Below are 24,479 nucleotides of genomic sequence, written 5' to 3' on the forward strand. Positions count from 1 at the left end.
CCGCGGTCACACGTCGTCGCCGTACTGGATGCGGCGGTAGGGCACGCTGAGCACGTCGCGGGTGATGCGAACGTCGATGATGGTGGGCCGCGGGTTGCGGACGTATTCGGCCAGCGCGGCGCGCAATTCGTCGGTTGTGCGGACTGTCGCGCCGCCGCCGCCGAGGGCCTGGCCCACCGTGCCCAATTCGGGGGTGGGGATTACGGCGAGCTCGGGATCGAGGCCCTTGGCCTTCGCCTTGTGGTACTCGGCGCCGAGGGCTTGGTCGTTCATGACGACGACGAGCACCGGTAGCCCGTAGCGGCAGGCGGTCTCGAACTCCGACAGGTGCATCAGGAAACTCGCGTCGCCTTCGACCACGAACGTCGGCTTGCCGCCGTTGGCGACGACGGTGCCGATGGTCAGCAGCGGGGCCTGACCGATGGCGCCGAACATGCCGTAGTTCGAGGTGATCTCGCGGGAGCGCTGGAAGAGCATCGTGCCGAAGTCCGTCTGGTGTCCGCTGCCGAGCACCAGCCCGATCTCGCCGGGAAGTTCGGCGTCGAGCACCGAGATCGCCTCGCGCGGGTCGAGCAGGCCAGCCTCACTGCGGAACTCGGCCGGGTCGATCAGCGGGGCCGTGAGCCGGCTGTGCACCTCGGGGGTGTGGAAGCCTTCCACCTCGATACCGCGAACCCCCAGCGCGCCTGTCAGGGCGTCGAGGGCGGTGACCGCGTCGGCCTGCATGTAGCAGTCGGCGACCTGACCGTTGCCCATCACCAGGTGCGGCGCGGTGTCGATCTGGATGAACTTCGCTTCCGGGAACAGGTACCCGCTCTCGATGGTGTAGTGGTTGAGGCTCGCGCCCACCGACACCACGCAGTCGGCCTCCTGCAGCAGCTCCATCGCGAGCCTGCTGCCGAACAGGCCCGCGATCCCCACGTGGTACTCGGTTTCGGCGCTCAGCCAGTTCTTGGCCTGCAGCGTGGTGGCGAGTAGGGCGCCGGTGCGACGCTGGAGTGCGAGGACCTGCTCGCCCGCGTCCGCGTTGCGGGCGCCTCGTCCGGCGACGATCACGACTCGTTTGCTCGCCCCGATGATTTCGCACGCCTGCTGGATCTGGGTCGGGTGCGGCAGCAGCTTGGGGGTGCGGAGCAGCTCGGTGGACGGGACGTACGGCATGTCGTCCTCGAACTCCTGCAGCTGCACGTCGAAGGGTGCGCTGATCATCACCGGCCGGGATTGGGTGCGAGCCAGGTAGAAGGCGCGCTGCACCACTTCTGCGGCCGACTCGGCCTTGGTCACCTGGAGGAATTCGCACTCGATCGCGGCGGCGAACCGTTGCTGGTCGAGGTACTGGACGGCGCCGGTGTCACCCAACGGCGTCTCCCCGCAGAACGCGACCAGCGGGATGCGTGCCCGGCTCGCCACGATCATCGACGTTGCCAGCTGCGCGGTACCGGGGCCGCTGGTCGTCGTCACGACGCCGGGCCGGCCGGATGCGCGGGCGTACCCGTGCGCCATGCTCAGTCCCGCACCCTCGTGGCGCACCTCGTACAGGCGCGTTCCGCGACTGGCCAGCGCGTTCATCCAGTGCATGTTGGCGTCGCCCATCATGCCGAACACATCCGTGGTGCCCTCGGCGGCGAACGCTGCTGCGAGCGCTTCGTAGACCTTCACCGCGCGATCTCCTTTTGCTTGTCGTGGTTGGCAACGCGGCTCGCCAGGCGCGGGAACACCTTCAGCGCATTGCCGCCGTAGATCGCCTGCCGGTCGTCGTCGCTGATGGAGTCGATGGAGTCCAGCAGCGCCTTGGTGTCGTCGAAGCGGTGCCCGGTTTCCGGGTCGACACCGCGGACGGCGCCGATCATCTCGGAGGCGAACAGCACGTTCTCGGCGGGGATGATGTCGGTGAGCAGTTCGAGGCCCCGTTTGTGGTAGACGCAGGTGTCGAAGAAAACGTTGTGCAGCAACGATTCCTGCAGGGGTGGCCGGCCTTGGTCCTGCATCATCCCGCGGTAGCGGCCCCAGTGATAGGGGACCGCGCCGCCGCCGTGCGGCAGGATCAGCCGCAGTGTCGGGAAGTCGGTGAACAGGTCCGACTGGCACAGCTGCATGAAGGCCGCGGTGTCGCCGTTGAGGTAGTGCGCGCAGGTGCCCTGGATGGCGGGGTTGCGTGACATCGCGACGTGGACCATCGTGGGCACATCCAGCTCCACCATCTTCTCGTAGAGCGGGTAGTAGATCCGGTCGGTCAGCGGCGGTGCCTGCCAGTACCCGTCGGACGGGTCCGGGTTGAGCAGGCAGCCGACGAATCCGAGTTCCTCGACGCAGCGCTCGAGTTCTTCGGACGACAGGCGGATGGAGGAGGCCAGCGCGTCACCGGGAGACTGCGGAAGCTGGCACACCGCGGCAAAACGGTCCGGGAACAGGCCGCACACCCGGGCGATGAGGTCGTTGCTGACCTGCGACCAGACCAGGCTGGTCTGCTCGTCGCCGTAGTGGTGGGCCATCTTTCCCGCGCCGGGCGAAAAGAGTGTGAGATCGGTGCCGCGTTCGAGCTGGAGCTTGAGCTGGCCCTGTTCGATCGCGGCCTTGATCTCGTCGTCGCCGATGTGCAACTCGTCGGGGGAAACTCGCGCGCCCGAATCCTCGAACGCCTTGATCTGGCGCTCGCGCCACTGTCCGAGCGCGGGCGGCGCGGTCGTGAAGTGGCCGTGACAGTCGATGATCATGAAGGTTTTTCTCCAGGTGTGGTGTTCGGGGTCAGGAGCGACCGGTGAGTTTGCGGCCCAGTTCCAGGCCGGGATAGCTGCGTACCGGCGCGGACATGAGGAAGCGGTAGCCCTCGTCGAGCACCTGCTCGACGTTGCTCGTAGTCACGTGCGGGTGGCCGACCACGACTCCGTGTTCGTGACAGATCTTCACGATCCGGCTCCTGGCCTCGACCATCAATGGGTGGTCCAGCTGGCGGGGCACGCCCAGTTCCTGGCTGAGATCGCCCTCACCGATGAGGATGAGACCGATGCCGGGCACCTCGTCGAGGATCGCCGGGAGGTTCTCGATCCCGAGCTGATCCTCGATCTGGATCACGACGAGGATCTCGCCGTCCGGGGCGAGCGGCCACACGTCGGCCTTGGCGTAATACTCGTCGTTCGACAGACCCCAGTACCGCGCGGCGGCCGCGGGTGCATCGCCGCGCAGACCCGCCGGCTCGAACCGGTCCGCGCCGGGCAATCGTGGGTAGCGGCACGCCGCGACCGCGTTGCGCGCCTCCTCGACCCGGCTGATGTGCGGCCACACGATTCCGTACGCTCCGAGGTCGAGGGCCTGCTTCGCGTGCCACTGCCCGTGTTCGGCTCCGTTGACGGGCACGCGGACGAGGGGCGTGGGCGACGGGGCGAGCGTGCCGGCTTCGAATATCCGTCGCCGGTTGAGCAGGTACTGCAGGCTGTCCCGCAACGTCGTTGCGTCCCACGGCTTGTGCTCGGACTCGAACACCAGACCGTCGTAGTCGGACGTCGCGAAGTCGAGCGCCGCGGCCGGTTCGGGCGAAGCAAACGCCGCGAAGGCGTGCTGCCCCGATTCCAGGGCACCGATCACGCTATTGAGTCTTGCCACTTGCCACTCCGATCTGCTCGCTCTGTCGCTTGTGAATGGTCCTGTGCCACCAGGCGCGTACGCGTGCCCACAGGGTGGGACGGCCGGGCGCCGGCGTGACCACTGTGTCGCCGGCGCACCGGCGCACCAGCTCGTCCGTGAACTCCTGGGTCATCCGGGAAACCACAGCCCCGGCGCCCGCCTCGATCAGCGACGCGAGCTTGCCCGCGAGGCTCACCTCACCGGCCACATGCACTCGGGCACCGCCGGCCGCGTTGTCCTCGGTGATCCGGAAGGTGGCGTGCGCGGTGAACCGGGTCGCGCCCTGCCCGTCCCGTCCGCGGGCGGACAGCCGTCCCTCCCGCTCGGGTTCATCGAGGTCGAGCGACATCCGGGCACCGAACCGCACCCGGATCGCGCTGAACTTCACGACCAGCGTGCCGTCGAAGGAGCCGTCGTCGTGGAACTGGCCGAGTTCGGCTCCATTGATGCACGACACCACTTCAGTGGGGTCGGAAATGACCTCCCACACCCGCTCCGGTGGTGCGGGTACGGCGATCTCTTCGTCGATCTTTATCACAACTGTGTCCTCGCTTGGCGATCTGGAACACCTCCACAAATCGTTGTGGAGCTTGGGAACTCGCGAGACTCGATCAGCGAGCTGATGTCACGGGCGCCCCGCTGGTGGCGGAGTGCAGGCCGGCCGCCGAGTTGCGTTGGCGTCATCCGAGTCTCCTGGCGACGCGGCCTCAGATTGTTTAACAACTCTCTGTGGCACACAGTAGCAGCGCCCCATGGCACTCAGCAAGAGTCGTGTACAGCTCGACAGTTTGGGTCTCGCGCTCGGTGCGGCCCGACAATCTTGTACAACAATTCTTGTGAGCGGTGACTCGGCGGACCGTGGGAGCGGCGCGCCCGGTGGAAACCGCGGTCGCAGAGTAAGTCGTCGTAGCTCCTCGGACGCAGTTCGGGGAAAATTGTTAGACGATCCACGTCCATGGGCCTTGTGTTGGGCCCGTCACACGCGTAAATTGGGCGAAACCGTAAGACAATATTGGTGGTCCGCCCTCCGGTTGAGGATCAGCATCAGTGCACCGGCACCGTGCACGCACTCCCTCCCCCCGGGCTCGGACGCAACAGAGGAGTCGTTTTCATGCCCCAAACCTTGTCCATCGCAGCGAAGTCCTACCCGCACACCGCGTTCCTCACCGACCCAGGCTTCACCGTCGCAGGGCGCGCCGTCGAGCTCGCGGCGTCGGATCCGATCTACAAGGCATTCGCCCCCATGGTGCGTGAACTCCGCTACGACGCCAGCGAATTGGCCATCGCCACCTTCCTGCAGGCCCGCGAAGCCGGTGCCCCGATCGCACTCCTGCCGGTGGTACTGAGTGGCGACTTCCACCACCACTCGCTCACCCGCTGGCCCGGTTCGGCCGAAATCAACCCGGCAGATCTGGCAGGGCGGCGGGTCGGCGTCCGGGCGTACAGCCAGACCACCGGGCTGTGGGTCCGCGGCATCCTGCACGAGGAGTTCGGCGTGGACGCCAAGGAAGTCACCTGGGTCACCACCGAAGAGCCGCACGTCGCCAGCTACGTCGAGCCGCCGAACGTCGAACGCACGACCGGCAAGGTGCTCGACGTGCTCGAGCGCGGCGACGTGGTGGCCGCCGTTCTCGGTCCGCCGGCGCTCGACGGCGCGCAGGGACCGCTGGTCCCGATCATCCCGAATTGGCGGGAGGCCGAGGAGGCGTGGGGCGCCCGGCACCAGACCGTGCCGATCAATCACATGCTCACCGTCCGGAGGGACCTCCTCGAAGCCGAGCCGCAGACGGTTTCAGCGCTCTACCAGGCTTTCGGCGCCGAGATCGAGGCGCGCAAGGCAGCCGATACCGCGCCCGGACCCCGCGTACGCGCCCTCCGGTTCGGGGTAACCGACGAGCTCGTCGCCGGTCTGCAGATCGCGATCGACTACGCCCTGCAGCAGAACGTCATCCGCACGCCGGTGACAGTGGCCGAACTCCTCGACGATTTCACCCGGCACCTCGGCGATCTTGCATGAACGCACCCCGCCCGCACGCCCGCCCCGCCACCTACCAGCCGTGAGGTATTGATGTTCACCGTCGACACACACACCCACATCATCTCGCCCGACACCGATTCCTATCCCGCAGACCCTCTCGGCGGCCACCGCTCCACCTGGTCCCAGGAACGGCCCACCGACATCGACGGTCTCCTGCGCGCGGCTGACGCCGCCGCCGTCGACCACCTCGTCGTCGTCCAGGCCTCCACGGTCTACGGATTCGACAACAGCTACGTCGCCGACCAGCTCACCCGGCACGCCGACCGCATCAGCGGGGTCTGCTCGGTGGACTTCCTCTCCCCGAAGGTGGTCGACGACCTCCACCACTGGATCGACGAGCGGGGCTTCTCGGGAGTCCGCATCCGCGCCGCCGACGGGACGACGGCCGTCCCGACGCCCGGCCGCGGCCTGGACGACGAGCGCATGGCGCCCGTCTGGCAGTTCCTGTCCGATCGCCGGGTGCCGGTCTGCATCCAGATGCATGCCAAGCACGCTCCCATCCTCGCCGGACTCCTCCAGCAGTACCCGGGACTGACCGCGATCCTCGACCACGCGGGCCGGCCCCAGCTGGACGACGCCGCGCCGTACCCGAGCACCGCCGGAGTTCCCCAGCTCGACGAGACCGGCCGGGTCTTCATCAAGCTCACGCCGCCCGCCGTCCTGCGTGCGCAGCGCGAGAGCGGATCCGCGGCACCGGTGGTCCGCACGCTGATCGAGAAGTTCGGCGCAGCCAACGTCATGTGGGGTTCGAATTTCCCCGCCTCGGCCGGATCGTTGTCCGAACTTCACGACCTCATCAAGACGCAACTGCCCTCGCTCGACGACACGCAGCTGGAACTGATCGCCGGCGGCACCGCCGGCCGGCTGTACGGGCTCGCCCCGGCCGGCGCCGTTATCCCCGGCGCGAAGGAATGTTGATTGCCATGACTCGAATCCGGCGCAAGTTCTGTCTGACCGCCTCGGTCATGGCGGTTGCCGTCGCCTTGTCCGCCTGCGGCGGTCCTCCCGCCGTTCCGGACACCAAGAACCTCGATGAGCTGTACCAGGCGGCCAAGGCCGAAGGGGAGGTCGTCTGGTACGCGCCGAAACCAGAGGCGCAGATGAAGCCGGCCATCGAGGCCTTCGAGAAGAAGTACCCCGGGATCGAAGTCAGCTACACGAACAAGAAGGCTCCGGACCTCGTCACCCAGCTCAATGTGGAGCAGGCCGCCGAGCGCGTGACCTTCGATGTCTCCAACGCAGGTGGGCTCACCGTGCTGCCGTCGCAGTCCTTGGCAGCGAAGGTCGACTGGGCGTCCTACGAGGTGCCCGGCGATCAGATCTTCGCCGATGACTTCGTCTACGTCTGGGCCGTCCCGAAGGTCTGGGCATACAACACCGACGCCCTGGCCGCCGGCGATGCGCCCGCGAGCTGGGACGACCTGCTCGATCCCCGTTGGGATGGAGGAAAGCTCAGCGTCGAGGCGCGCGGGTCCTTCATGACCGTGTGGGCTCAGGACCCGGCCCTCGGCACCGCCGCCGGTCTCGACTACAGCTCCCGACTGGCCCAGCAGCAGCCCCACTACACCGAGAACACCACGCAGGCCCACACACTCGTCGTCTCCGGCCAGACACCGGTCGGCACCGATCTGATCAACCTCGTGCTGGACGACCAGGCCAAGGGCGCGCCGGTCGCCGTCGCACCGGTGGGCCCCACAAACGCCAACAAGTCCTACCTGTTCGTGGCCGAGGGCGCCCCGCATCCGGCCGCAGGTCGCCTGCTGACCGCCTTCCTCGCCTCGGAAGAGGGCCAGTCCGCCCTGGTCGACACGTACAACTCGGCCATCCCCACCAACACGGACTGCACGGACGCCGCAACCAACCGTGTCATCGGCGCCCTGTGTGCAGTCGGCGTCGAGTGGTTCGGCGAAACCAACCTCGAGCAGTACGAGCAGTTCTCGGATTACTTCCCCGAGGTCGAAGAGGCCTTGGGCACCGACGTCAACTGACGGCCCCCACCGTCGCACCGCTGCCCGACGGGCAGCAGAAGACTTTATCCCCTCACCTTTGGAGACTTCAGCGATGCAGTCCGGCACCCCGCTCTCCACCGGCGGACGCCCGCCCACCGGCACGCGCCCGCCCACCGGCACACGCCCTCAGCGAACCGGCGTCCGCCCTGAGCCCACCGACGTACACCCGCACCGGCGGGACCGTGTCCTGATCGGCGTCAACATCGTCATCGGCGCGATCATCGCCTATCTCATGCTCTTTCCCCTGGGCATGCTGTTGTTCAGCAGTCTCAAGGACAGCGAGACGAAGCTGCCCTTCCAGGTCCCCGGGTTCACGCTTGCCAACTTCACCGCGATCTTCTCGTCGAAACGCCTGGTCGAAGTCGCGCTCAACTCGTTGATCTTCGTGGTCGGCACCGTGGGCCTGGCTCTCGTGATCAGTGTCAGCCTGGCCTACCTGTTCGAACGCACCGACATCCCCGGTCGCCGATTCCTCGCGCCGAGCACACTGGCCCCCATGGCCGTGCCGGCCACGGTCATGGCAGTGGCCTGGGTGCTGGCGGCCAACCCCACCAACGGCCCGATCGCCGTCGTCATCGAGCGGATCTTCGGGTTCACCATCGACATCTACTCGCTGCCAGGCATGATCCTGGTAGCCGGAATCTTCGGCGTGCCAGGCATGTACATCATGCTCGCGCCGACGTTCGCCCGGCTCAACCTCGAGTTCGAGGAGGCCGCGGCCACGTCGGGCGCCGGATGGTGGACACGAACCCGCAAGGTGGTTCTGCCCCTCACGATGCCGGGAATCACCGCGGCCAGCATGCTGCTGGTCGTCATCGCGCTCGAGGAATTCGCGATCCCGGCCATCCTCGGAATGCCGGACCAGATCTACGTGTTCAGCAGCCTCATCCAGGCCTCGCTGCAGCCGCCGTCGGGTCTCGCCAACTACGGCCAGGCCAGCGCCTACGGCATCATGCTGGTCCTGCTGTCCCTGGTGATGATCGCCGTCTACCGGCGCCAGACCCGCGAGTCGCACCGGTTCCAGGTGGTGGGGGGCAAGGGGTACCGGTCCACGCCGGTGCGGCTGGGACGCTGGCGCATCCCGATCTTCGCCGTCGTCTTTCTCTACGTACTCGTCGCGATCATCGTGCCCATCCTGACCCTGGTCTGGACGAGCCTGACCCCGTACCTCCAGCCGATCAGCTTGGACAATCTGGGTGCGCTCAGCCTCGCCAACTACACCGCGATCTTCACCAACCCGAGCTTGAGCCAAGCGGTCATCAACACCCTGGTGATCAGCCTGGTCACGGCGACGCTGACCGCCGGATTCGCCCTGTGGCTGGCGCTGGCCGCTAGCCGCGGCGGACGCATCGGCCGGGCTCTGTTCGATATTTCGTTCCTGGTCTTCGCCATCCCCGCCGTGGTACTGGGAATGGCGGTGCTGTTCCTGTACCTGTACCTGCCGTTCCCGATCTACGGGACGATCTGGATCATCATCATCGCGTTCACCACCCGGTACGTCCCGCGCGGGTCACGCATGATTCAGACGGCACTGCTCCAGCTCGACAAAGGACTCGAAGAGGTGGGACGCGTCTCCGGTGCGTCGAAAGGTGTCGTGCTGCGCCGGGTGATCTTCCCCCTCGTCGCCCCCGCGGTGTCGAGCACGTGGCTGTGGGTGTTCGCCCACTCCCTGGGCGAACTCCCCATCGCGCTGCTGCTGTCCAGCTCCGACAACCGCACCGTCGTGGTGCTCCTGTGGGACATGATCGGCGAGAGCGCGAACTATCCCGAGGCCAGTGCCCTCGCAGTTCTCCTGCTCGCCGTCTCCGCCGTCTCCGTCTGGTGGGTCAACCGCCGTGGCGTCCAAAAACACATCTGAGGTGTCGTGAACATGCAGAAACTCGTTGCTACCGACCATTCCGTACAGATCTCCGGTCTGCAGAAACAATTCACCCGTCACGACAGCGGCGAGGTGAACCGCGTCATCGACGATGTCAGCTTCGCCGTGCCGAAAAACAGCTTCTTCACCTTGCTGGGACCCAGCGGCTGCGGAAAAACGACCACGCTGCGCTGCCTCGCCGGACTCGAGACCGCTGATGGCGGCGAGATCTGGATGAACGGGAAGGCCGTCTTCTCCGCCGCCGCGGGTCGCGACGTCCCTCCCGACTCCCGGCCGATCGCCATGGTGCCGCAGTCCTATGGGATCTGGCCCCACATGAAGGTGTTCGACAACGCCGCATTCCCGCTCCGATACGGCCGAAAGACCCACCCCCGCCCCGAGACGCAGCGCCGTGTCCTCGCAATGCTCGAACAGGTGGGGCTGTCGGAGTACGCCGACCGATGGTCCACCCAACTCAGCGGCGGCCAGCAGCAGCGGCTCGCGCTGGCCCGCGCTCTGTTGTGCGAGCCGGAGGTCCTGCTGCTCGACGAACCGCTGTCCAACCTGGACGCCAAGCTACGCTCACAACTGCGCGCCGAGCTGCGGTCGTTCCAGCAGAAGTTCGGCGTCACCACCATCTACGTCACGCACGACCAGGGCGAAGCCCTCGCCATGTCCGACACGATCGTCGTCATGAACCGTGGCCGAATCGAGCAGATAGGCTCGCCGAGCGAGATCTACGACTCCCCGGCGACACGGTTCGTGGCCGACTTCGTCGGCAGTGCCAACCTCATCCCCGGAGTGCTCGACCGGCCGGCCGGCCCCCGTGACCGTGTGGTCGACGCCAAAACGACCCTCGGGGTAGTGCGGTGCGAGCGATTCACCACCCCACCCGCACCGCCCACCGCCGGCCAGGAGATGTCCGTGTGCATCCGGCCCGAGAACATCCGCGTCGTCACTGCGTCACGGGAGGCCGAGGGCCCCAATCGGTTCCCGGCGCGCATCATGACCACCGAGTACCTCGGAGATCGCCAGGAGATGGTCGTCGCCGTCGGGGACGTCGTGCTCCGCGCCCACGCCGGTGCGCACTTCGATGCTCGCCCGGGCGACGATGTGACCGTTGTCCTGGACCCAGCGTGGACGGTCGCGCTGTGGTCGTAACTGCCGTAACTCGTGAGAGTGCTGTCGGCGTGTTGCGCTGAGTGGACGAGGACCTCCGGGCGGAGCGGGTGTCGTGGCGCACCCACGAGCCGCCTGGAGGTCCTCGCGGCGACGACTAGTCGGCCGGCGGGGGGAACTTCAGCTGAAGCGCCCGCCGGGCCGACGACAGATGATGCCGCATCGCCGCCGCGGCGGCCTCCGGGTTGTGGGTGACGATCGCGGCGAGGATGGCCTCGTGCTCCCTGACGGAGTCGGTCCGCGGCTGCTCGCGGTCCGCGTCGCGGTACTGCTGCATGACGAGCGGGTACAGCAGGCTGTCGACGAACCTGGTGAGCGTGGCCTGCCGCGCCGCCCGCTTGACCTGTTCGTGGAACTTGCGGTTGAGATTCGCGTACTCCTCGCGCCCACCCGGTACCTGCCAGTCCCACATGCGCTTACAGGTTTCGGTCATCGCGGCGATGTCCGTATCGGTGGCGCGTTCGGCGGCCTTCGCCGCCAGCGCTGCCTCCATCACCGCGCGGGTCTCCAGTATCTCGACCGCCTCGTCCACCGAGAACGAGCGGGTGCGAGCGCTGCGGTTCGCCTCGGCGGTGACGTAGCCCTCCTGCGCGAGGCGCGCGAGCACGGAACGGATCGTCCCGCGCGAGACCTGGAGCTGCGTGGTGAGCTCCGATTCGGTGAGGCGTGAGTCCGGTTCATAGTGACCGGCGAGGATCAAAGCGCGCAGATCGTGGTAAGCCTGCGATGTCCGGTTGGCACCCGAATCCGGGCTGTCGTTGCCCGGGCCCGTGCCCGTCGCTAGCACCATGGTGTGTCACCTCGAGTAGTCGTGGATCTGAGGGGCGACGCGTCACGCACAGCCTCCCACGTGATGTTGTACAACAATATTACCGGTTGCGTATCGAGCGCTCGATGTGAACGCGGTCAGAGGGCAGCAAAACTTTCCCTTCCTGCCTCAACTAGTCCGTACTGACGTCCACATTGTTGCACAATTCGCACCCTCCGGCCCACGAGAAACCCGACCCCGAAATGCACGTGCTCGCCGGCGCACCGTCAGTGATGCGCCGGCGAGCACGTTCGCCGAATCAGAACAACCAGGGGACCTCGTCGTGACCGAAGTCGTGGAAGTCGCCGAACCGCCCCGAGTAGAACACCAGGCCGGTGCCCTCCCGGCAGCGCATGTCGGTGACTTCGCCGTAGAAGACGCGGTGGTCGCCGACGTCGTGGGCGCTGTGGACCCTGCATTCGAGCTGGGCCAGAGCATCTTTGATCAGCGGCAGACCCGAGCGGCTGCGATCGCAGGGCAGGTCGTCGAATCGGGCGCCGCCCCGCGTCGCGAAGCGGCGGGCGACAGCTTCCTGACGGGAGCCGAGGACGGACACGGCGAACGAGCCCGCGGCCTCCACGGCCTCGGTGGTGCGGGAGCCGTGGGTGAGCGAGACGAGCAGGATCGCCGGGTCCAGACTGATCGAGGTCAGAGAGCTGATCGTCATGGCACTGGGGCTGCCGTCGCCGTCGTCGGCGCTGACGACGGCGACCCCGGTGGTGAACCGGCCCATGCTGCGTCGCATGTCCGTCGGGGTGGGGGCGTGGAATGCCGGAAGGGTCATCGTGGGCCTACTTACTGTGGTACCGGACTTCGAAGGTGACAACGCCCTCGTCCGTGTTCCAGGGGCCGTGCGGCATGCCGGGCGGCCGGCAGGCGTACATTCCCGCGGTGAACGTCTCGCCGAGGGTCAGGTCGGTGAACGACCCCTCGACGATGTAGACCTCCTCCCAGAAGTCGTGTTTCTGCACGCCCATCGGCGTCGAGTCGGCGCCGGGTTCGTACCGCAGGATCCGGGTGGCGACGTTGCCGTCCGGGTCCTTGGCGAGGATGCGTTCGGTGATCTTCGGATCGTCACCCGGACATACCGTCCACTCGACGCCGGTGACGGGGAAGAATTCGAATTCGGGCTTGGCCATGATGGTTTACTCGCTTTCCGCTTTGTAGCCGTCGGTGAACTGCTGCACTGCCGCGACGGCGCTGTCGTAGTCGTAGTTGCGGTACGTGTACGCGCCCTTCACCACGAAAGGGGCTCCGGCGTAGAACATTTCGTACTGCTGGTGTCGTCCGGCGAATTCGGAGCCGATGATGTCCCAGGCCAGCTTGAAGAGTTTGACGCGCTCCTCGGACGGCACACCGGGGGACTGGACGTAGTGTTCGATGTCCCGGGACGTCAGCGGGCTGGTGAGGTCCTTGACGCTCGACGGGAGTTGCAGCACACCGCCGCCGACGAGGTCGCGCAGGATCGCGATCACTCGCGGGTAGATCTCCGACTGCAGGCCCATCGACCCGTACAGTGCCTGCCTGCCCGGCAACCACATCCCGGCCGAATCCGGCTCGGCGGTGTACTCGGCGGCCAGCACCGCGGAACGGACCCCGCTGACGAGCGCGGCGAGCTCGCCGAGCTTCTCCTGAACGCTGGGGATCTTGTCCACCCCGTTGACCTGGGTGACCCGACGCGCAACGCCGGCGATGAATTCCAGCTTCGTCGCGAAGCGGATCTGCGCCTGCCAGTTGCCGAGAACGTGGGCGCCCGTCTCGAAGAACTGACGGCGGACACCTGTGGTGTCGCGGTCGACGAACACGCGATCCCACGGTACGAGGACGTCGTCGAAGACGAGGAGCGAGTCGGGCTCGTCGTAGCGGCAGGTCAGTGGGTAGTCGAACGAGCTCGTCGCGGCCGGGATGTACGGGCGGCGGACGTACTGCTTGAGACCGGGGGCGTTGGCCGGGACCACGAACCCGACGGCGAAGTCCTTGTCGTCCGGGCCGAGCGGCTTGATGCACGAGACGAAGATTTCGTCGGCGATCGCTCCGCCGGTGGCGAGCATCTGCGAACCACGGATGACCAGACCCTCGGTGGTCTCCTCGACCACGCCGGCCTGCAGGTACTCGCCCTCCCAGCCCGACGCCGTCGTCGCGCGCGAGACCTGTGGCGGGATGATCGCGTACGAGACGTAGAGGTTCTCGTCGAGCAGGCGCCGGTACAACTCGGAGACATTCGCCCCGAAGTCGTGCCCACCCTCGGCCGCGAACACCTCGGGATGCGCGGCGAACGCGGCGAGGAACGTTCCCACATGATCGGGGCTACGACCGATCCAGCCGTGCGTGTGCTTCGCCCACCGCTCGATCGCCTCCCGCCGCTGCGCGAGCTCCTCGCGCGACCGGGGAATCGAGAACACCCGATTGGCCGCGTTCCCGGTTTCGGGTGCGACGTACTGCATGCCGTTGGCCTCGTCCGCGGCCAGATCGAACATCTCGGCAATTGTCCGGGTCACGGGGGCAAAGGCCGGATGGGTGGTGACGTCGTCGATCTTCTCCCCGTCGACGAGCACTACGCGCCCGTCGTTCAGGGAGGCCAGGTAGTCGGCTCCGGTGCGCATGTCAGTGTCCTTCGGTGGTGTAGGAGTGGGTCAGGGTTCGGCCGTCGGGCAGGGTGAGTTCGAGGTCCCACCGGTGACCGGGGGTGAACTTGCCGTCGAGCAGTGGCAGGGTGCCTGCGAAGCAGAGCAGGTCCTCGCCGGTGTCGCCGAGTCGGTCGGCGAAGATCTGCAGAAGGTTGTGCGGTGTACGGAGATTGGCCAGGGTGCCGTCCTGATACAGGACCCCGTCGACCCACGATCGGGCCCGGCATGCGTCCCAGTCGAACGACGCCCAGTCGGCGATCTCGACGACGGCCGGGCATACCGGCTTCGGGCACGCCCGCTTCGAGTCACCGATGTCGACGGTCTCGAGTTGGCGGTCGGTGTGGTCGGAGCCGACACCGAGGTAGTACCGCCCGCCGTGCCTCAGGATCACCGGCTCGACCTCGCCCGAGGTGTGGGCGCCGGTGACGGGGGCCTGCGTCGCGGTCGTGATCGTCGCGATTTCGACGGGGTAGAACATCGGCACCTGTGCCGGCGGTGCGACTCCGATGGCAGCGAGTTCGTCGATGTGATGTTGCACCGCCGCTTCGTCGCGGCCGGTGTATCCGGCAACCAGGGTTCGGCCGGCGCCGAAACGCAGGATCTCGGAGGAATCGAGGGTTTCGAAGGTGAGCACCTCCGTGGTGGCGCCGGTCATGAAAGGACCTTTCTGCGGTTGAGGAAGCTGTAGTCGTCGAGCCGGTCCCTCAGGACCGGGAACTCGGCGCGGGTGCGGTCGACAACGCCGGGGTCGATCTCGGCGATGGTGATGCCCTCGGACGAATCCGCCTCGGCGATCACCGTTCCCCACGGGTCGACGATCCGGCTGTGGCCGCCGAGTTCGACGGAATTGTGTGTGCCGGTGGCGTTGCAGGCGATCACGAAGACCTGGTTGTCGACGGCGCGGGCCGAGGTCAGCAGCCGCCAGTGCTCCCTGCGGGCTTTCGGCCAGGCCGCGGGCACGATGACGAGTTGCGCTCCGGCGGCGACCAATTCGGTCCACAATCCGGGGAACCGCAGGTCGTAACAGGTGGTGGCGGCGATCGGGCCGAACGGGGTGTCGGTGGTGTGGATCTGCGTCCCCGGCTGCAGAAGCTGCGCTTCGAGGGAGTCGTATCCGAACACGTGAACTTTGCTGTAGTGGTGGTGGATCTGTCCGTCCGGGCCGATCAGGACCGCCGTGTTGCGCAGTCTGCCCTCCTCGCCCTGTTCGACGATGCTGCCGGCGTGGATGTAGCACTGCCGTTCGACGGCGACGGATGCCAGAACCTGGACGGTACCGCCGCCGAGGGTTTCCGCGGCCGAGGAGTAGTCGTCGAAGTGGTTGTATCCGACGCGCCACAGCTCGGGCAGAACGATCAGGTCGACTCGCTCGGTGAGTCCGGTCAGGAGGTTGCGTACGCGCTCGAGTCGATGCGCGGGGGTCTCGGAATCGGGGCTGGCCAGTTGAGCCAGGGCTATCTTCATGGGTTTCCTTCGTGCCGTTAGATGTTCGGCCGTTTCATTGACCGCAGGGTGGTGTCGAGGTGTTCCCGCACCGCCCGTACCGCGGCCTGGGGATCGCCTGCCGCGATCGCGTCGGCGATGGCGTGGTGCTCGACGAGAACCTGCTTCTTGCGGGTTTCGTCGGCCATGACGATGCGGATACCCATCCGCATCTGACGGTCCCGCAGTGAGCTGTAGAAGTTGTTCATCAGGGGGTTGCCGGCCGCACGGATGATGGCCGTGTGGAATTCGAGGTCGTGCGCGATGAAGTCGACCGGGTCGGTGTCGTTCTCCTGAAGGTCCAGGAGAATGCGGAGCCGGTCCGGTACCAGGCCCGGCTGGGGCGCCACTTCGGTGACCGACCATTCCTCGACCACCCGGCGGGCCTGCATGATGGCTTCGACGTCGCTGTCGGACAACGCCGGGATGAAGGCGCCCTTGTGAGGCACTCGCCGGATGAAGCCTTCGGCCTCGAGACGTAACAGCGCCTCGCGCACGGGGGTTCGGGAGATTCCGGACGACGCGGCGACCTGCGCTTCGGACAGAAACATCTCCTCGTCGCGGGGCAGGGTGATGATGGTGTTCTTCAGCCACTCGTAGGCCAACTCCGGCGCCGTTGCTCCGGTGGTCTTCGATGTCGTCATGGCTTGCCCCTTCGAGGAGAGTCAGTAGTGGACGGGCGCCGGCGTTTCCGGTGTCCGGGAGATCGCCTCGTCGCCCACAGCCGCGAGATCCACGGACTGCGTTTCCCGCGTGAGAAGTGAGGCGATCAGGGAGATGACTCCCATGGCGGCGAGGTAGGCACCGATGGCGTATCCGGTGCCGAACCGGGTGTAGAGCGCGATCGCGATGATCGGGGCCAGCGAGCCGGCCAGGACGGACGCGAGGTTGTAGGCCAGCGACACTCCGGAGTACCGGACCTCGGTGGGAAACAGTTCGGAGAAGAACGCGCCGATCACGGCGCTGTAGGCCGCGAAGATCAGCAGTCCCACCGCCACCGCCAGGGTGATCGCCGCCGGATTCTTCGTGTCCAGCAGAGCGAAGAACACGAACGCCCACACGATGGTGGCGGCGGACGCGCCGATGTAGATCGGTCGTCGGCCGATCCGGTCGGCGAGCACGGCGAACATCGGGATCGTCACCAGGGCGACGACCATACCGATCATGACGGCGTTCAATCCGGTGCTGCGCTCGAGTTCGAGGATCTGGGTGATGTAGGTGATGACGAACAACGAGAAGATGTAGAAGCCGGCGTTCTCGCCGAAGCGGGTGAACGCCGCGAGGAGGATCTGGCGCCAGTGTCCCCGGACGGCCGCGGCGAGCGGCATGCCCTTCTTCTCGGCGGGCGCGGTTTCCCGGGACTGCTCGAACAGCGGGGTCTCCGCGACGTACAGCCGCAGCACCAGACCGATGATCACCAGCAGGGCCGACAGCCCGAAGGCGATCCGCCATCCCCAGGACAGGAACGCGTCCTCCGACAGCACGGAACCGAGGACGGCGAGTACCCCGGCCGCCAGCAGGTTGCCCAGCGGCGGACCGAGATTGGGCCAGGCGGACCAGAACGCCCGCCTCTTCGAATCGCCGTGTTCGGAGACCAGCAGGACTGCGCCACCCCATTCGCCACCGAGGGCGAAACCCTGCACCAGCCGCAGAAGCACCAGGAGCAACGGTGCGGCGACGCCGATGGAGGCGTAGGTGGGCAGGAAGGCGATGAGGAACGTCGACACTCCCATGAGCATCAGGCTGGCGATCAACGTGGCCCGCCTGCCTTTGACGTCCCCGTAGTGCCCGAGTACCGCGGCACCGAGGGGTCGCGCCACGAAGCCGACCGCGTAGGTGGCGAACGCGAGCATGGTGCCCACCAGGGGATCTTCGGTGGGGAAGAACAGCTTGTTGAACACCAGCGCCGCCGCTGTTCCGTACAGGAAGAAGTCGTACCACTCGACTGCGGTACCGGCGAGGCTCGAACCTGCAATGACGGGCAGGCTGGTGTGGGGTCTGCGATTGATAGATTTGTCGTTGGCGGTTGCCATAGTCGACTCCTAGGTCGAATCGTCGCTACGTGACGAGCTGCACGTCCTTGCGCCTACCTCCAAGTAGGCGACTCGAACGGTCGCGCAGATGGTGCTGCCCGGGCTCGGTGGCTGCTCCAACAGCTGCCGAGCCCGCTTTTTTCTGGCCTTCATCCGACTGTGAAGCCGATCACGAAAAGGCTGTACACCAGTTGTATACGACCGGTCTACGATCCGCAAGAGGGGCTCGAACTCTCGTTTTCCGCCTCGCGACCGGGCAACTCTTGACGCCGGCCCGCCCACGACCTAGCTTAATCGAATCAAATTCGATTAATTGAAGGAGGTCCCGTGGACGCCGAACTGCTCGTCGTTGGAGGCACGGTGCGCACTGGTGATTCCGACCGTCCCGTCACCGACGCGCTCGCCGTGGCCGGTGGCCGCGTGGTCGCGCTGGGGGAGCGGGCTCGTGCCCTGCAGTCGAGCCGCACCGAACTGATCGACCTGGGTGGGGGCGCATTGTTGCCGTCGTTCGGCGACGGGCACGTCCACCCGCTGATGGGCGGGCTCGGTTTGCGCGGCGCTTCGATTCGCGACTGCGGCAGCGTCGACGAGGTCCTGCTCGAAGTGCGCCGGTGGGCGGACGAGAACCCTGGAGCCGGTTGCGTATTCGGGGACGGAGTTTCTCCGACGCTCGCCGAGGGCGGCCGTTTCGAGGCCCGATGGCTCGACAGTGTGGTCCCGGACCGGCCAGTGGTCTTGCGCACGATGGACCATCACACCGCGTGGGTCAACAGTGCGGCGCTGCGGTGCGCCGGACTGACCCGGGACACCCCGGATCCGGCCGGCGGAGAGATCGTGCGGACGGCCGACGGTGAGTTGCTCGGCACTCTGCGTGAATGGGGTGCGATCAATCCGGTTCTCGCGCTGGTGCCGGAGGTGACCCTCGACGATCGGGTCGAGGCGCTGGCGACGGTGTCGAAGATGCTTGCCGCCGCAGGCATCACGTGGGTGCAGGATGCGTGGACCGAACTCGACGACGTCGAGGTCTGGCTGACCGCCGCGGACCGCGGGCGACTGTCGACCCGCGCCAACCTCGCGTTTCGTGCCACCCCGGAGAGCTGGGAGGCCGACCGGGAGGCGTTCGCCCTGGCGCGGCGGAAGGTCGAGGAACGGGGCGGCGACGCGGTCAGGGCCGGAACGGTCAAATTCTTCGCCGACGGGGTGATCGAGGCCGGTACGGCAGCGCTTCTGGCGCCCTACACGGACTGTCCGCACTCCCATGGCATCAGCAACTGGACGACGGACGAACTGTCTCGGGCCGCGGCCGAAGTGGACCGGCTGGGGTTCCAGATCCACATCCATGCCATCGGCGACGCGGGGGTGCGCATGGCGCTCGATGCCATCGAGTACGTCGACCGATGCAACGGTCCGCGTGATCGGCGTGCCACGATCGCGCATCTGCAGTTGGTCGACGGCGACGACCTCGACCGATTCACGTCCCTCGGGGCGGTCGCCAACTTCCAGCCGCTGTGGGCTCAACTCGACGCCCTGATGACGGAATTGACGATTCCACGGATCGGGGACGAACGGGGCGCACAGCAATATCGCATCGGAACCCTCACCGAGCGAGGTGCTCGGGTGGCATTCGGCAGTGACTGGCCCATCACCGCCTACGAGCCGATCACGGGAATCGCCACCGCGATCCACCGCCAGACCTCGTCCGGCATACCGACGGAAGGTTGGCTGCCGAGGGAACGCGTCGGCCTCGAACGGGCCCTCACCGCCTATTCCGCCGGCGTCGCCTATCAGGGATTCGAGGAGAACCTGTGGGGCTGCCTCCGGCCGGGAATGCGGGCCGACATGATCCAGTTGCCGGTCGACCCCTACGACCTGTCGTCCGCGCAGGCGCTCAGCGAGCTCGCCGTGACCCGAACCTGGCTGGGCGGCATGCAGGTTCACTGAGGTCCGGCGCTACCGCTGCACCGCGCCGCATTCCTGGAGGAGGTTGCGAAAGCCCGCCAGCAGAGCCGCCAGGCCGAGTTCGAACGCCTGCTCGGCCCTCTCCGGGCCGCGGGGTGCGGCGGCAAGCGCCCGGGTCAGCGCATCGTCGGTCGTCGACGAATCCGCTTCGATCATGACCTCCGGCGCTGCCGCGTCCAGCGCGGCCCCGAGGAGGAAATTCTCCGCGGCCGTGATGACAGCCATGATGTGGTCGTCGGGGAAGCCGGCGTCGCGCAGGCCGGCCGCCGCCGAGTGGTACACCGAGAGCGAACCGGGATCGCGCACCGTCTCGGTGGCCAGGAGGCGGATGGCGGTGGGGTGCCGGCTGAACGCTGCCCGATACGACCGGGCCCACTCGGAGAAGGCCTCGTCCCAGGGCAGGCGCTCGAACGCCGATCCGTCGATTTCCCGGACGACGCGGTGGCGAACAAGTTCGACGACGGCCGCGCGGCCTTTGGCATGGTGATAGATCGACGACACCTGCACGTTCAGGTGCCGGGCCAGATCCGGCATCCTGAAGTCACCGTCACGATCGACCAGTTCGAGAGCCGCCTCCGCGATGCGTTCGCGGTCCAGGCGTGCGACGCGAGGTCTGCCCATCGGTGCACCCACCTTCCAATCGAAATTCATTCGATTATGCCCTTGTGGCGCCGGTCACAACGCTCTAGTCTAATCGAAACACATTCGATTAGAACCTCGTCGCGTATCCGCGCCCCCGGTTTCCCCGCCGTCGCGCCCTTGCCCTGACTGGAGAAGTTCCTCATGAATAAATCCGCACCCGGACCCGCCTCCGGCACGCAGCTGGAAGGTGGCGCCCTCGGCACCTCCGGCATCGTGTTCTTCGTCGTGGCCGCTGCCGCACCGTTGCTGGTGATGGCGGGGGTGGCTCCCCTGGCCCTGAACGTCGCGGGCATCGGGGCGCCCGGCGGGTACATCCTGGCCGGGCTCGCACTGGGCGTGTTCGCGATCGGCTTCACCGCGATGAGCAAGTACATCCACAACGCGGGTGCCTTCTACTCATACATCTCGATCGGACTCGGCCCCCGATGGGGTCTCGCCGCCGCGGTACTCGCCCTCGTCTCCTACAACGCTCTCGAGATCGGGATCTTCGGTGCGCTGGGGTATTTCACCCAATCCACCATGGCGGATCTGGTCGGGTTGGACCTTCCGTGGGGACTGTGGTCGCTGATCGGCGTCGGGCTCATCTGGTTCCTGGGGTCGCGATCGGTCCATGTCGGCGCACGGTTCCTGATCCTGCTCCTCACCGCCGAGACGGGGATCCTCGTCTTGCTCGCAGCCGCCGTGCTTCTCCGGGGCGGCGCCGAGGGGCTCGGTGTCGATTCGTTCGCTCCCGCCCACGTGTTCAGCCCCGGCCTTGGTGGGGTGCTGACTCTGGCGTTCGCCGCGTTCATCGGGTTCGAAGCGACCGCCCTGTATCGGGAGGAAGCGAAAGATCCCGCCCGGACGATCCCCCGGGCGACCTACCTGGCGGTTGCATTCCTCGGCCTGTTCTACGCCTTCATGGTGTGGATCGTCATCCAGGCCTACGGCCCGGATCAGGCGCTCGCGCTCGCAGCCTCCGATCCCGCCGCAATGTACTTCGACGCCATCGAGAACTACGTCGGTGGCTGGGCGAGCACGCTCATGGAACTGCTGATCATCACGAGCATCCTCGCCAGCCTGCTCGCATTCCACAACGCGATCACCCGCTACACCTTCGCGTTGTCGCGCGAGCACGTACTGCCCCGGGTCCTCGGCACACTGCACCCCGTCTACAAGTCGCCGTACGTGGCGAGCGCCGTACAGAGCCTCCTTGCGATGGTCGTGATCGTCGTGTTCGCGCTCGCCGGCGCCGACCCCTACCTCCAGCTCCTGCTCTGGGTGAATTCGCCCGGCGTCGTCGGCATCGTCGTACTCCAGGCCATGGCAGCCGCAGCCGTTCTCGCATTCTTCTGGCGGGATCGCCGCGGGCATTCGGTCTGGAGGGTTCGGGTGGCCCCCGCAGCAGCCCTCGCCATGTTGAGCTACGCGACGTGGTTGATCGTGGCCAAGATGGACTTGCTCACTGCCGCAGGACCCGCCGTGAACACCGTCCTCGTCGCCGTCACCCCGGCAAGCCTGGCGATCGGGCTGGTGCTCGGTACGCGACTCGCGCGGCGCAACCCCGACCTCTATGCACAGCTTGGAACCACCGACGTGGACGCCGAACCCGTGGTCCTGCCCGAAGAAGTGAGCAACAGCCCGATCCCGCCCGGCAAAGCCACCTAACCTCACCAAATCGATCGCCCAATGTCGCAGCGGTTCAGTCTGATTGACCGACTGTGACATTGGGCGTTCGTGCGTCGGTGGCCTGGGCGTTTTCGTCGCCACCACTCGGTGGACGCCATGAAATGTTTCTTGACAACGTGTCGTGCGAATGAATATGTTGTTGCCTACATCACTGACACCCTGTTGTGTGAACTGACGCACTGTTGTCTGACCCATTTCATCCCTGACCATCGACAGAAGCGGACCACCATGTCTTCACAGACCAAGGGAATCCTGATCCAGGCGGTGCTCGGTGCCGTCCTCATCTCGATTCTGATGATCCCGTTCCAGGGCCTCACCCCCTTCGCCCCGTACAGCGCGATGCTGATCCTTCCGGTGATGCTGTTCTTCACCCTCCAGGCGCCGCCGAAAGCTCTGTTGGGGATGTTCGCGAGTTTCGCGTGCGGCGTCGGCTGGGCCGGGTTGTTCCTGCTCGTCAAGGCCGCCCTGCCCGGGGTGCCGTTCGAGCTGATGATGGGGGTCGGCGTGGCCCTCGTGATATTTCTGATCCTGTCGGTCCACCCGATCCTGCTGGGACGCACCCCCTTCGGAGTGGTCCCGGCGGTGCTGCTGGGGCTGATCGAGTCGCTGCTCGTCATGCTGCTGACCCCGATGCTCTCCGCCGGTGAACCGGGACTGACCCTGCTGTGGCTCCTCGTGATCTTCGGTTACGGCTGCCTCATGACCTTGATCCTGGTCGTGGTGCAGGACTGGCTGATCAGTGCGGTGCTCGGGACGACGTGGCGGTCCGCCCCGACGGAGGACGCACCCAGCTCGCAGGTCCCGCCCACGCAGTCAGCGGGCAACCCCAATGTCACAGCGGTCCAATCCGACTGACCCTCTGTGACATCGGGCGCCGGGTGCGTACGCCGCGAAGTGTCTGGGGATACGGTCTGCCTATGGACGACGGTCGACTCGAGGGACTCGTTGCGCGCGCCCGGGCGCTCGCCGAGCCGGGCACGCGCCGCATTCTCGGGATCGCGGGACCGCCGGGCTCGGGCAAGAGCACCGTGGCCGCGGCAGTGCTGGCGGCGTTGGGATCGTCCGCGGTGGTGGTGCCGATGGACGGATTCCATCTGGCGGGTGCGGAACTGGCCCGCCTCGGCCGGGCCGGGCGCAAGGGCGCACCCGACACGTTCGACGCCGCCGGCTACGTGGCGCTGCTGCACCGGCTGCGTGAACCCGGCGGCGAGACGGTGTACGCCCCGGAGTTCCACCGTGACGTCGAGGAGTCCTACGCCGGGTCGATCGCCGTCCCGCCGGATGTTCCGCTGGTGATCACCGAGGGCAATTACTTGCTTCTCGACCAGCAGCCGTGGACGAGGGTGCGTGACCTGCTCGCCGAGGCGTGGTTCCTCGCCCCGGACGACGAGGAGCGGGTCTCCCGGCTTGTCGAGCGGCACGTCCTGTTCGGCAAGTCGCCCGAAGACGCACGAAAGTGGGTGCAGTGCAGCGACGAGCGCAACACCGCGTTGGTCGCGCCCGGCCGTGACCGCGCCGACGTCGTCGTCCTCGGCGACCCGGTGTGACCGGATTCAGGCCGGGTACTCGATCGGCTCCATCCGGCCGCTGGAGAGTGAGCGCGTCGCGGCTTCGGCGATCGCCTGCGCCTTCAGCGCCTCCGACAGGGTTGGGCCGATGGCGGCACCGTTTTCCAGAGCATCGACGAAGTGGTCGAGCGCGGTGCGATAGCTGCCCCTGATCCGTTCGAACCATCCCGCGTGCAGGCCGTCGTCGACCACGCGGCCGGCGCTGTAACGGGAGACGGATCCGGCGCGCTGACGTCGTGCTTCGACCATGCCCGTCGAACCGAGCACCTCGATGCGTTCGTCGTAGCCGTAGCCGATCCGCCGGGTGCAGTCGATCTGGACGAGTGCGCCGCCGGGCAGACGCAGGGTGACTGCCGACGTGTCGACGTCGCCGTACTCGGCGAGGCGGGGTTCGGCGAGCGTGGATCCGGTCGCGAAGACGGACTCGGGGTCGAGCCCGGAGATCCACCGGGCCAGGTCGAAGAAGTGGACGGTCTGGTCGCGCATCTGTCCGCCCGAGACCGCGATGTACTCGAGTGGCGGCATCGCCGGACCGCGGCTGGTCATCTGGATCAGCTCGACCGAACCGATCTCGCCGGACGCCACCACCTGCTGGAGTTCGGCGTAGTCGCGGTCGAAGCGGCGGTTGAAATCGACCATCGCCAGCAGCGATCGGGTGTCGGCGAAGCGAACGATGTCGACGGCGTGCGCGAGATCGAGATCGATCGGTTTCTCGCACAGGGCCGGGATCCCCGCCGTCGCGGCGGCGCGAAGGTGCTCGGCGTGGGTGTCGGTGGACGACGCGATGAAGACGGCGTCGATTGCCGCGGGGTCGAAGACTTCCGCGAGATCGGTGGTCGCACGGCTGCCGTGCCGCTTGGCGAGGTCCGTCGCGCGAGAAAGATCGATGTCGAAGACGAGGGCCAGGTCGACGTCGGGGTGCGCGGCGAGGTTGACGCCGTGCACTCCGCCGATGAATCCGGCTCCGATGAGGGCGAATCGCTGCAT

General features: G+C 66.9%; 23 protein-coding genes. 9 read left to right on the plus strand and 14 right to left on the minus strand.

All coding sequences use genetic code 11. The features are described 5' to 3' along the window. Positions 1-6: 6 nt before the first annotated feature. From ACFVJ3_RS16575 to ACFVJ3_RS16590, 4 genes are read right to left on the minus strand one after another with little or no spacing between them, the layout of a single operon-like run. On the minus strand, positions 7-1,659 hold the full coding sequence (locus tag ACFVJ3_RS16575) for a thiamine pyrophosphate-binding protein (protein ID WP_378453060.1): 1,653 nt from the start codon (positions 1,657-1,659) through the stop codon (positions 7-9). After that, positions 1,656-2,714 carry an amidohydrolase family protein gene (locus ACFVJ3_RS16580; RefSeq protein WP_378453061.1) on the minus strand — a complete coding sequence of 353 codons (1,059 nt, stop codon included), beginning with the start codon at positions 2,712-2,714 and terminating at the stop codon, positions 1,656-1,658. Before ACFVJ3_RS16580 ends, ACFVJ3_RS16575 begins: the two co-directional genes overlap by 4 nt. A 31-nt stretch (positions 2,715-2,745) precedes the next feature. Beyond that, on the minus strand, positions 2,746-3,600 hold the full coding sequence (locus tag ACFVJ3_RS16585; protein ID WP_378453062.1) for an HpcH/HpaI aldolase/citrate lyase family protein: 855 nt from the start codon (positions 3,598-3,600) through the stop codon (positions 2,746-2,748). Continuing rightward, a complete protein-coding gene (locus tag ACFVJ3_RS16590; RefSeq protein WP_378453063.1) occupies positions 3,584-4,159 on the minus strand; it encodes an SRPBCC family protein in 576 nt (191 codons plus the stop codon). Before ACFVJ3_RS16590 ends, ACFVJ3_RS16585 begins: the two co-directional genes overlap by 17 nt. 573 nt (positions 4,160-4,732) lie before the next feature. On the opposite strand from ACFVJ3_RS16590, the gene ACFVJ3_RS16595 reads away from it, so the two are divergent. The 5 genes from ACFVJ3_RS16595 to ACFVJ3_RS16615 all read left to right on the plus strand — a co-directional run bounded on the left by ACFVJ3_RS16595 (position 4,733) and on the right by ACFVJ3_RS16615 (position 10,687). Continuing rightward, a complete protein-coding gene (locus ACFVJ3_RS16595) occupies positions 4,733-5,638 on the plus strand; it encodes a hypothetical protein (protein ID WP_378453064.1) in 906 nt (301 codons plus the stop codon). 51 nt (positions 5,639-5,689) lie between these two features. Continuing rightward, on the plus strand, positions 5,690-6,577 hold the full coding sequence (locus tag ACFVJ3_RS16600; protein ID WP_378453065.1) for an amidohydrolase family protein: 888 nt from the start codon (positions 5,690-5,692) through the stop codon (positions 6,575-6,577). 5 nt (positions 6,578-6,582) lie between these two features. Then, complete coding sequence (locus tag ACFVJ3_RS16605) at positions 6,583-7,647, plus strand: extracellular solute-binding protein (RefSeq protein WP_378453066.1); 1,065 nt, start codon at positions 6,583-6,585, stop codon at positions 7,645-7,647. Between the two features lie 73 nt (positions 7,648-7,720). After that, positions 7,721-9,526 (plus strand): ABC transporter permease, encoded by a 1,806-nt coding sequence (locus ACFVJ3_RS16610; RefSeq protein WP_378453067.1) that lies wholly within the window; start codon positions 7,721-7,723, stop codon positions 9,524-9,526. Positions 9,527-9,538: 12 nt separating this feature from the next. Further along, positions 9,539-10,687, plus strand: coding sequence for an ABC transporter ATP-binding protein (locus tag ACFVJ3_RS16615; protein ID WP_378453068.1), 1,149 nt, complete (start codon positions 9,539-9,541; stop codon positions 10,685-10,687). A gap of 115 nt (positions 10,688-10,802) precedes the next feature. Here ACFVJ3_RS16615 and ACFVJ3_RS16620 read toward each other — a convergent pair whose 3' ends face one another. The 8 genes from ACFVJ3_RS16620 to ACFVJ3_RS16655 form a co-directional block, all read right to left on the minus strand. After that, on the minus strand, positions 10,803-11,495 hold the full coding sequence (locus ACFVJ3_RS16620; RefSeq protein WP_378453069.1) for a GntR family transcriptional regulator: 693 nt from the start codon (positions 11,493-11,495) through the stop codon (positions 10,803-10,805). A gap of 277 nt (positions 11,496-11,772) precedes the next feature. Further along, on the minus strand, positions 11,773-12,297 hold the full coding sequence (locus ACFVJ3_RS16625) for a flavin reductase family protein (RefSeq protein WP_378453070.1): 525 nt from the start codon (positions 12,295-12,297) through the stop codon (positions 11,773-11,775). 7 nt (positions 12,298-12,304) lie between these two features. Continuing rightward, entirely contained in the window at positions 12,305-12,652 is a 348-nt protein-coding gene (locus ACFVJ3_RS16630; protein WP_378453071.1) for a cupin domain-containing protein, read from the minus strand. 6 nt (positions 12,653-12,658) lie between these two features. Continuing rightward, the gene (locus ACFVJ3_RS16635) at positions 12,659-14,116 is read right to left on the minus strand and encodes a pyrrole-2-carboxylate monooxygenase subunit (RefSeq protein WP_378453072.1); all 1,458 of its coding nucleotides are present in this window, start codon (positions 14,114-14,116) and stop codon (positions 12,659-12,661) included. Between the two features lies 1 nt (position 14,117). Then, the gene (locus ACFVJ3_RS16640) at positions 14,118-14,795 is read right to left on the minus strand and encodes a DUF2848 domain-containing protein (RefSeq protein ID WP_378453073.1); all 678 of its coding nucleotides are present in this window, start codon (positions 14,793-14,795) and stop codon (positions 14,118-14,120) included. After that, a complete protein-coding gene (locus ACFVJ3_RS16645; protein ID WP_378453074.1) occupies positions 14,792-15,604 on the minus strand; it encodes a carbon-nitrogen family hydrolase in 813 nt (270 codons plus the stop codon). Before ACFVJ3_RS16645 ends, ACFVJ3_RS16640 begins: the two co-directional genes overlap by 4 nt. A gap of 17 nt (positions 15,605-15,621) precedes the next feature. After that, a complete protein-coding gene (locus tag ACFVJ3_RS16650) occupies positions 15,622-16,266 on the minus strand; it encodes a GntR family transcriptional regulator (protein WP_378453075.1) in 645 nt (214 codons plus the stop codon). 21 nt (positions 16,267-16,287) lie between these two features. Beyond that, positions 16,288-17,655, minus strand: a complete 1,368-nt coding sequence (locus tag ACFVJ3_RS16655; RefSeq protein ID WP_378453076.1) for an MFS transporter — start codon at positions 17,653-17,655, stop codon at positions 16,288-16,290. Positions 17,656-17,982: 327 nt separating this feature from the next. Here ACFVJ3_RS16655 and ACFVJ3_RS16660 point away from each other — a divergent pair, with 327 nt between their 5' ends. After that, on the plus strand, positions 17,983-19,596 hold the full coding sequence (locus tag ACFVJ3_RS16660) for an amidohydrolase (protein ID WP_378453077.1): 1,614 nt from the start codon (positions 17,983-17,985) through the stop codon (positions 19,594-19,596). 9 nt (positions 19,597-19,605) lie between these two features. Here the strand turns inward: ACFVJ3_RS16660 and ACFVJ3_RS16665 are convergent, their stop codons facing one another. Next, positions 19,606-20,235 carry a TetR/AcrR family transcriptional regulator gene (locus tag ACFVJ3_RS16665; protein ID WP_378453078.1) on the minus strand — a complete coding sequence of 210 codons (630 nt, stop codon included), beginning with the start codon at positions 20,233-20,235 and terminating at the stop codon, positions 19,606-19,608. Positions 20,236-20,397: 162 nt separating this feature from the next. Here ACFVJ3_RS16665 and ACFVJ3_RS16670 point away from each other — a divergent pair, with 162 nt between their 5' ends. The 3 genes from ACFVJ3_RS16670 to ACFVJ3_RS16680 all read left to right on the plus strand — a co-directional run bounded on the left by ACFVJ3_RS16670 (position 20,398) and on the right by ACFVJ3_RS16680 (position 23,471). Continuing rightward, positions 20,398-21,903: an APC family permease gene (locus ACFVJ3_RS16670; protein ID WP_378453079.1), complete on the plus strand. Its 1,506-nt coding sequence runs from the start codon at positions 20,398-20,400 to the stop codon at positions 21,901-21,903. Between the two features lie 249 nt (positions 21,904-22,152). Beyond that, the gene (locus ACFVJ3_RS16675) at positions 22,153-22,779 is read left to right on the plus strand and encodes a hypothetical protein (protein WP_378453080.1); all 627 of its coding nucleotides are present in this window, start codon (positions 22,153-22,155) and stop codon (positions 22,777-22,779) included. 62 nt (positions 22,780-22,841) lie between these two features. Further along, on the plus strand, positions 22,842-23,471 hold the full coding sequence (locus tag ACFVJ3_RS16680) for a nucleoside/nucleotide kinase family protein (RefSeq protein ID WP_378453081.1): 630 nt from the start codon (positions 22,842-22,844) through the stop codon (positions 23,469-23,471). 6 nt (positions 23,472-23,477) lie between these two features. Here the strand turns inward: ACFVJ3_RS16680 and ACFVJ3_RS16685 are convergent, their stop codons facing one another. Continuing rightward, a complete protein-coding gene (locus ACFVJ3_RS16685) occupies positions 23,478-24,479 on the minus strand; it encodes a Gfo/Idh/MocA family oxidoreductase (RefSeq protein ID WP_378453082.1) in 1,002 nt (333 codons plus the stop codon).

The organism is Rhodococcus sp. NPDC127593 (genome assembly GCF_042671975.1).
Lineage (GTDB): Bacteria > Actinomycetota > Actinomycetes > Mycobacteriales > Mycobacteriaceae > Rhodococcus_F.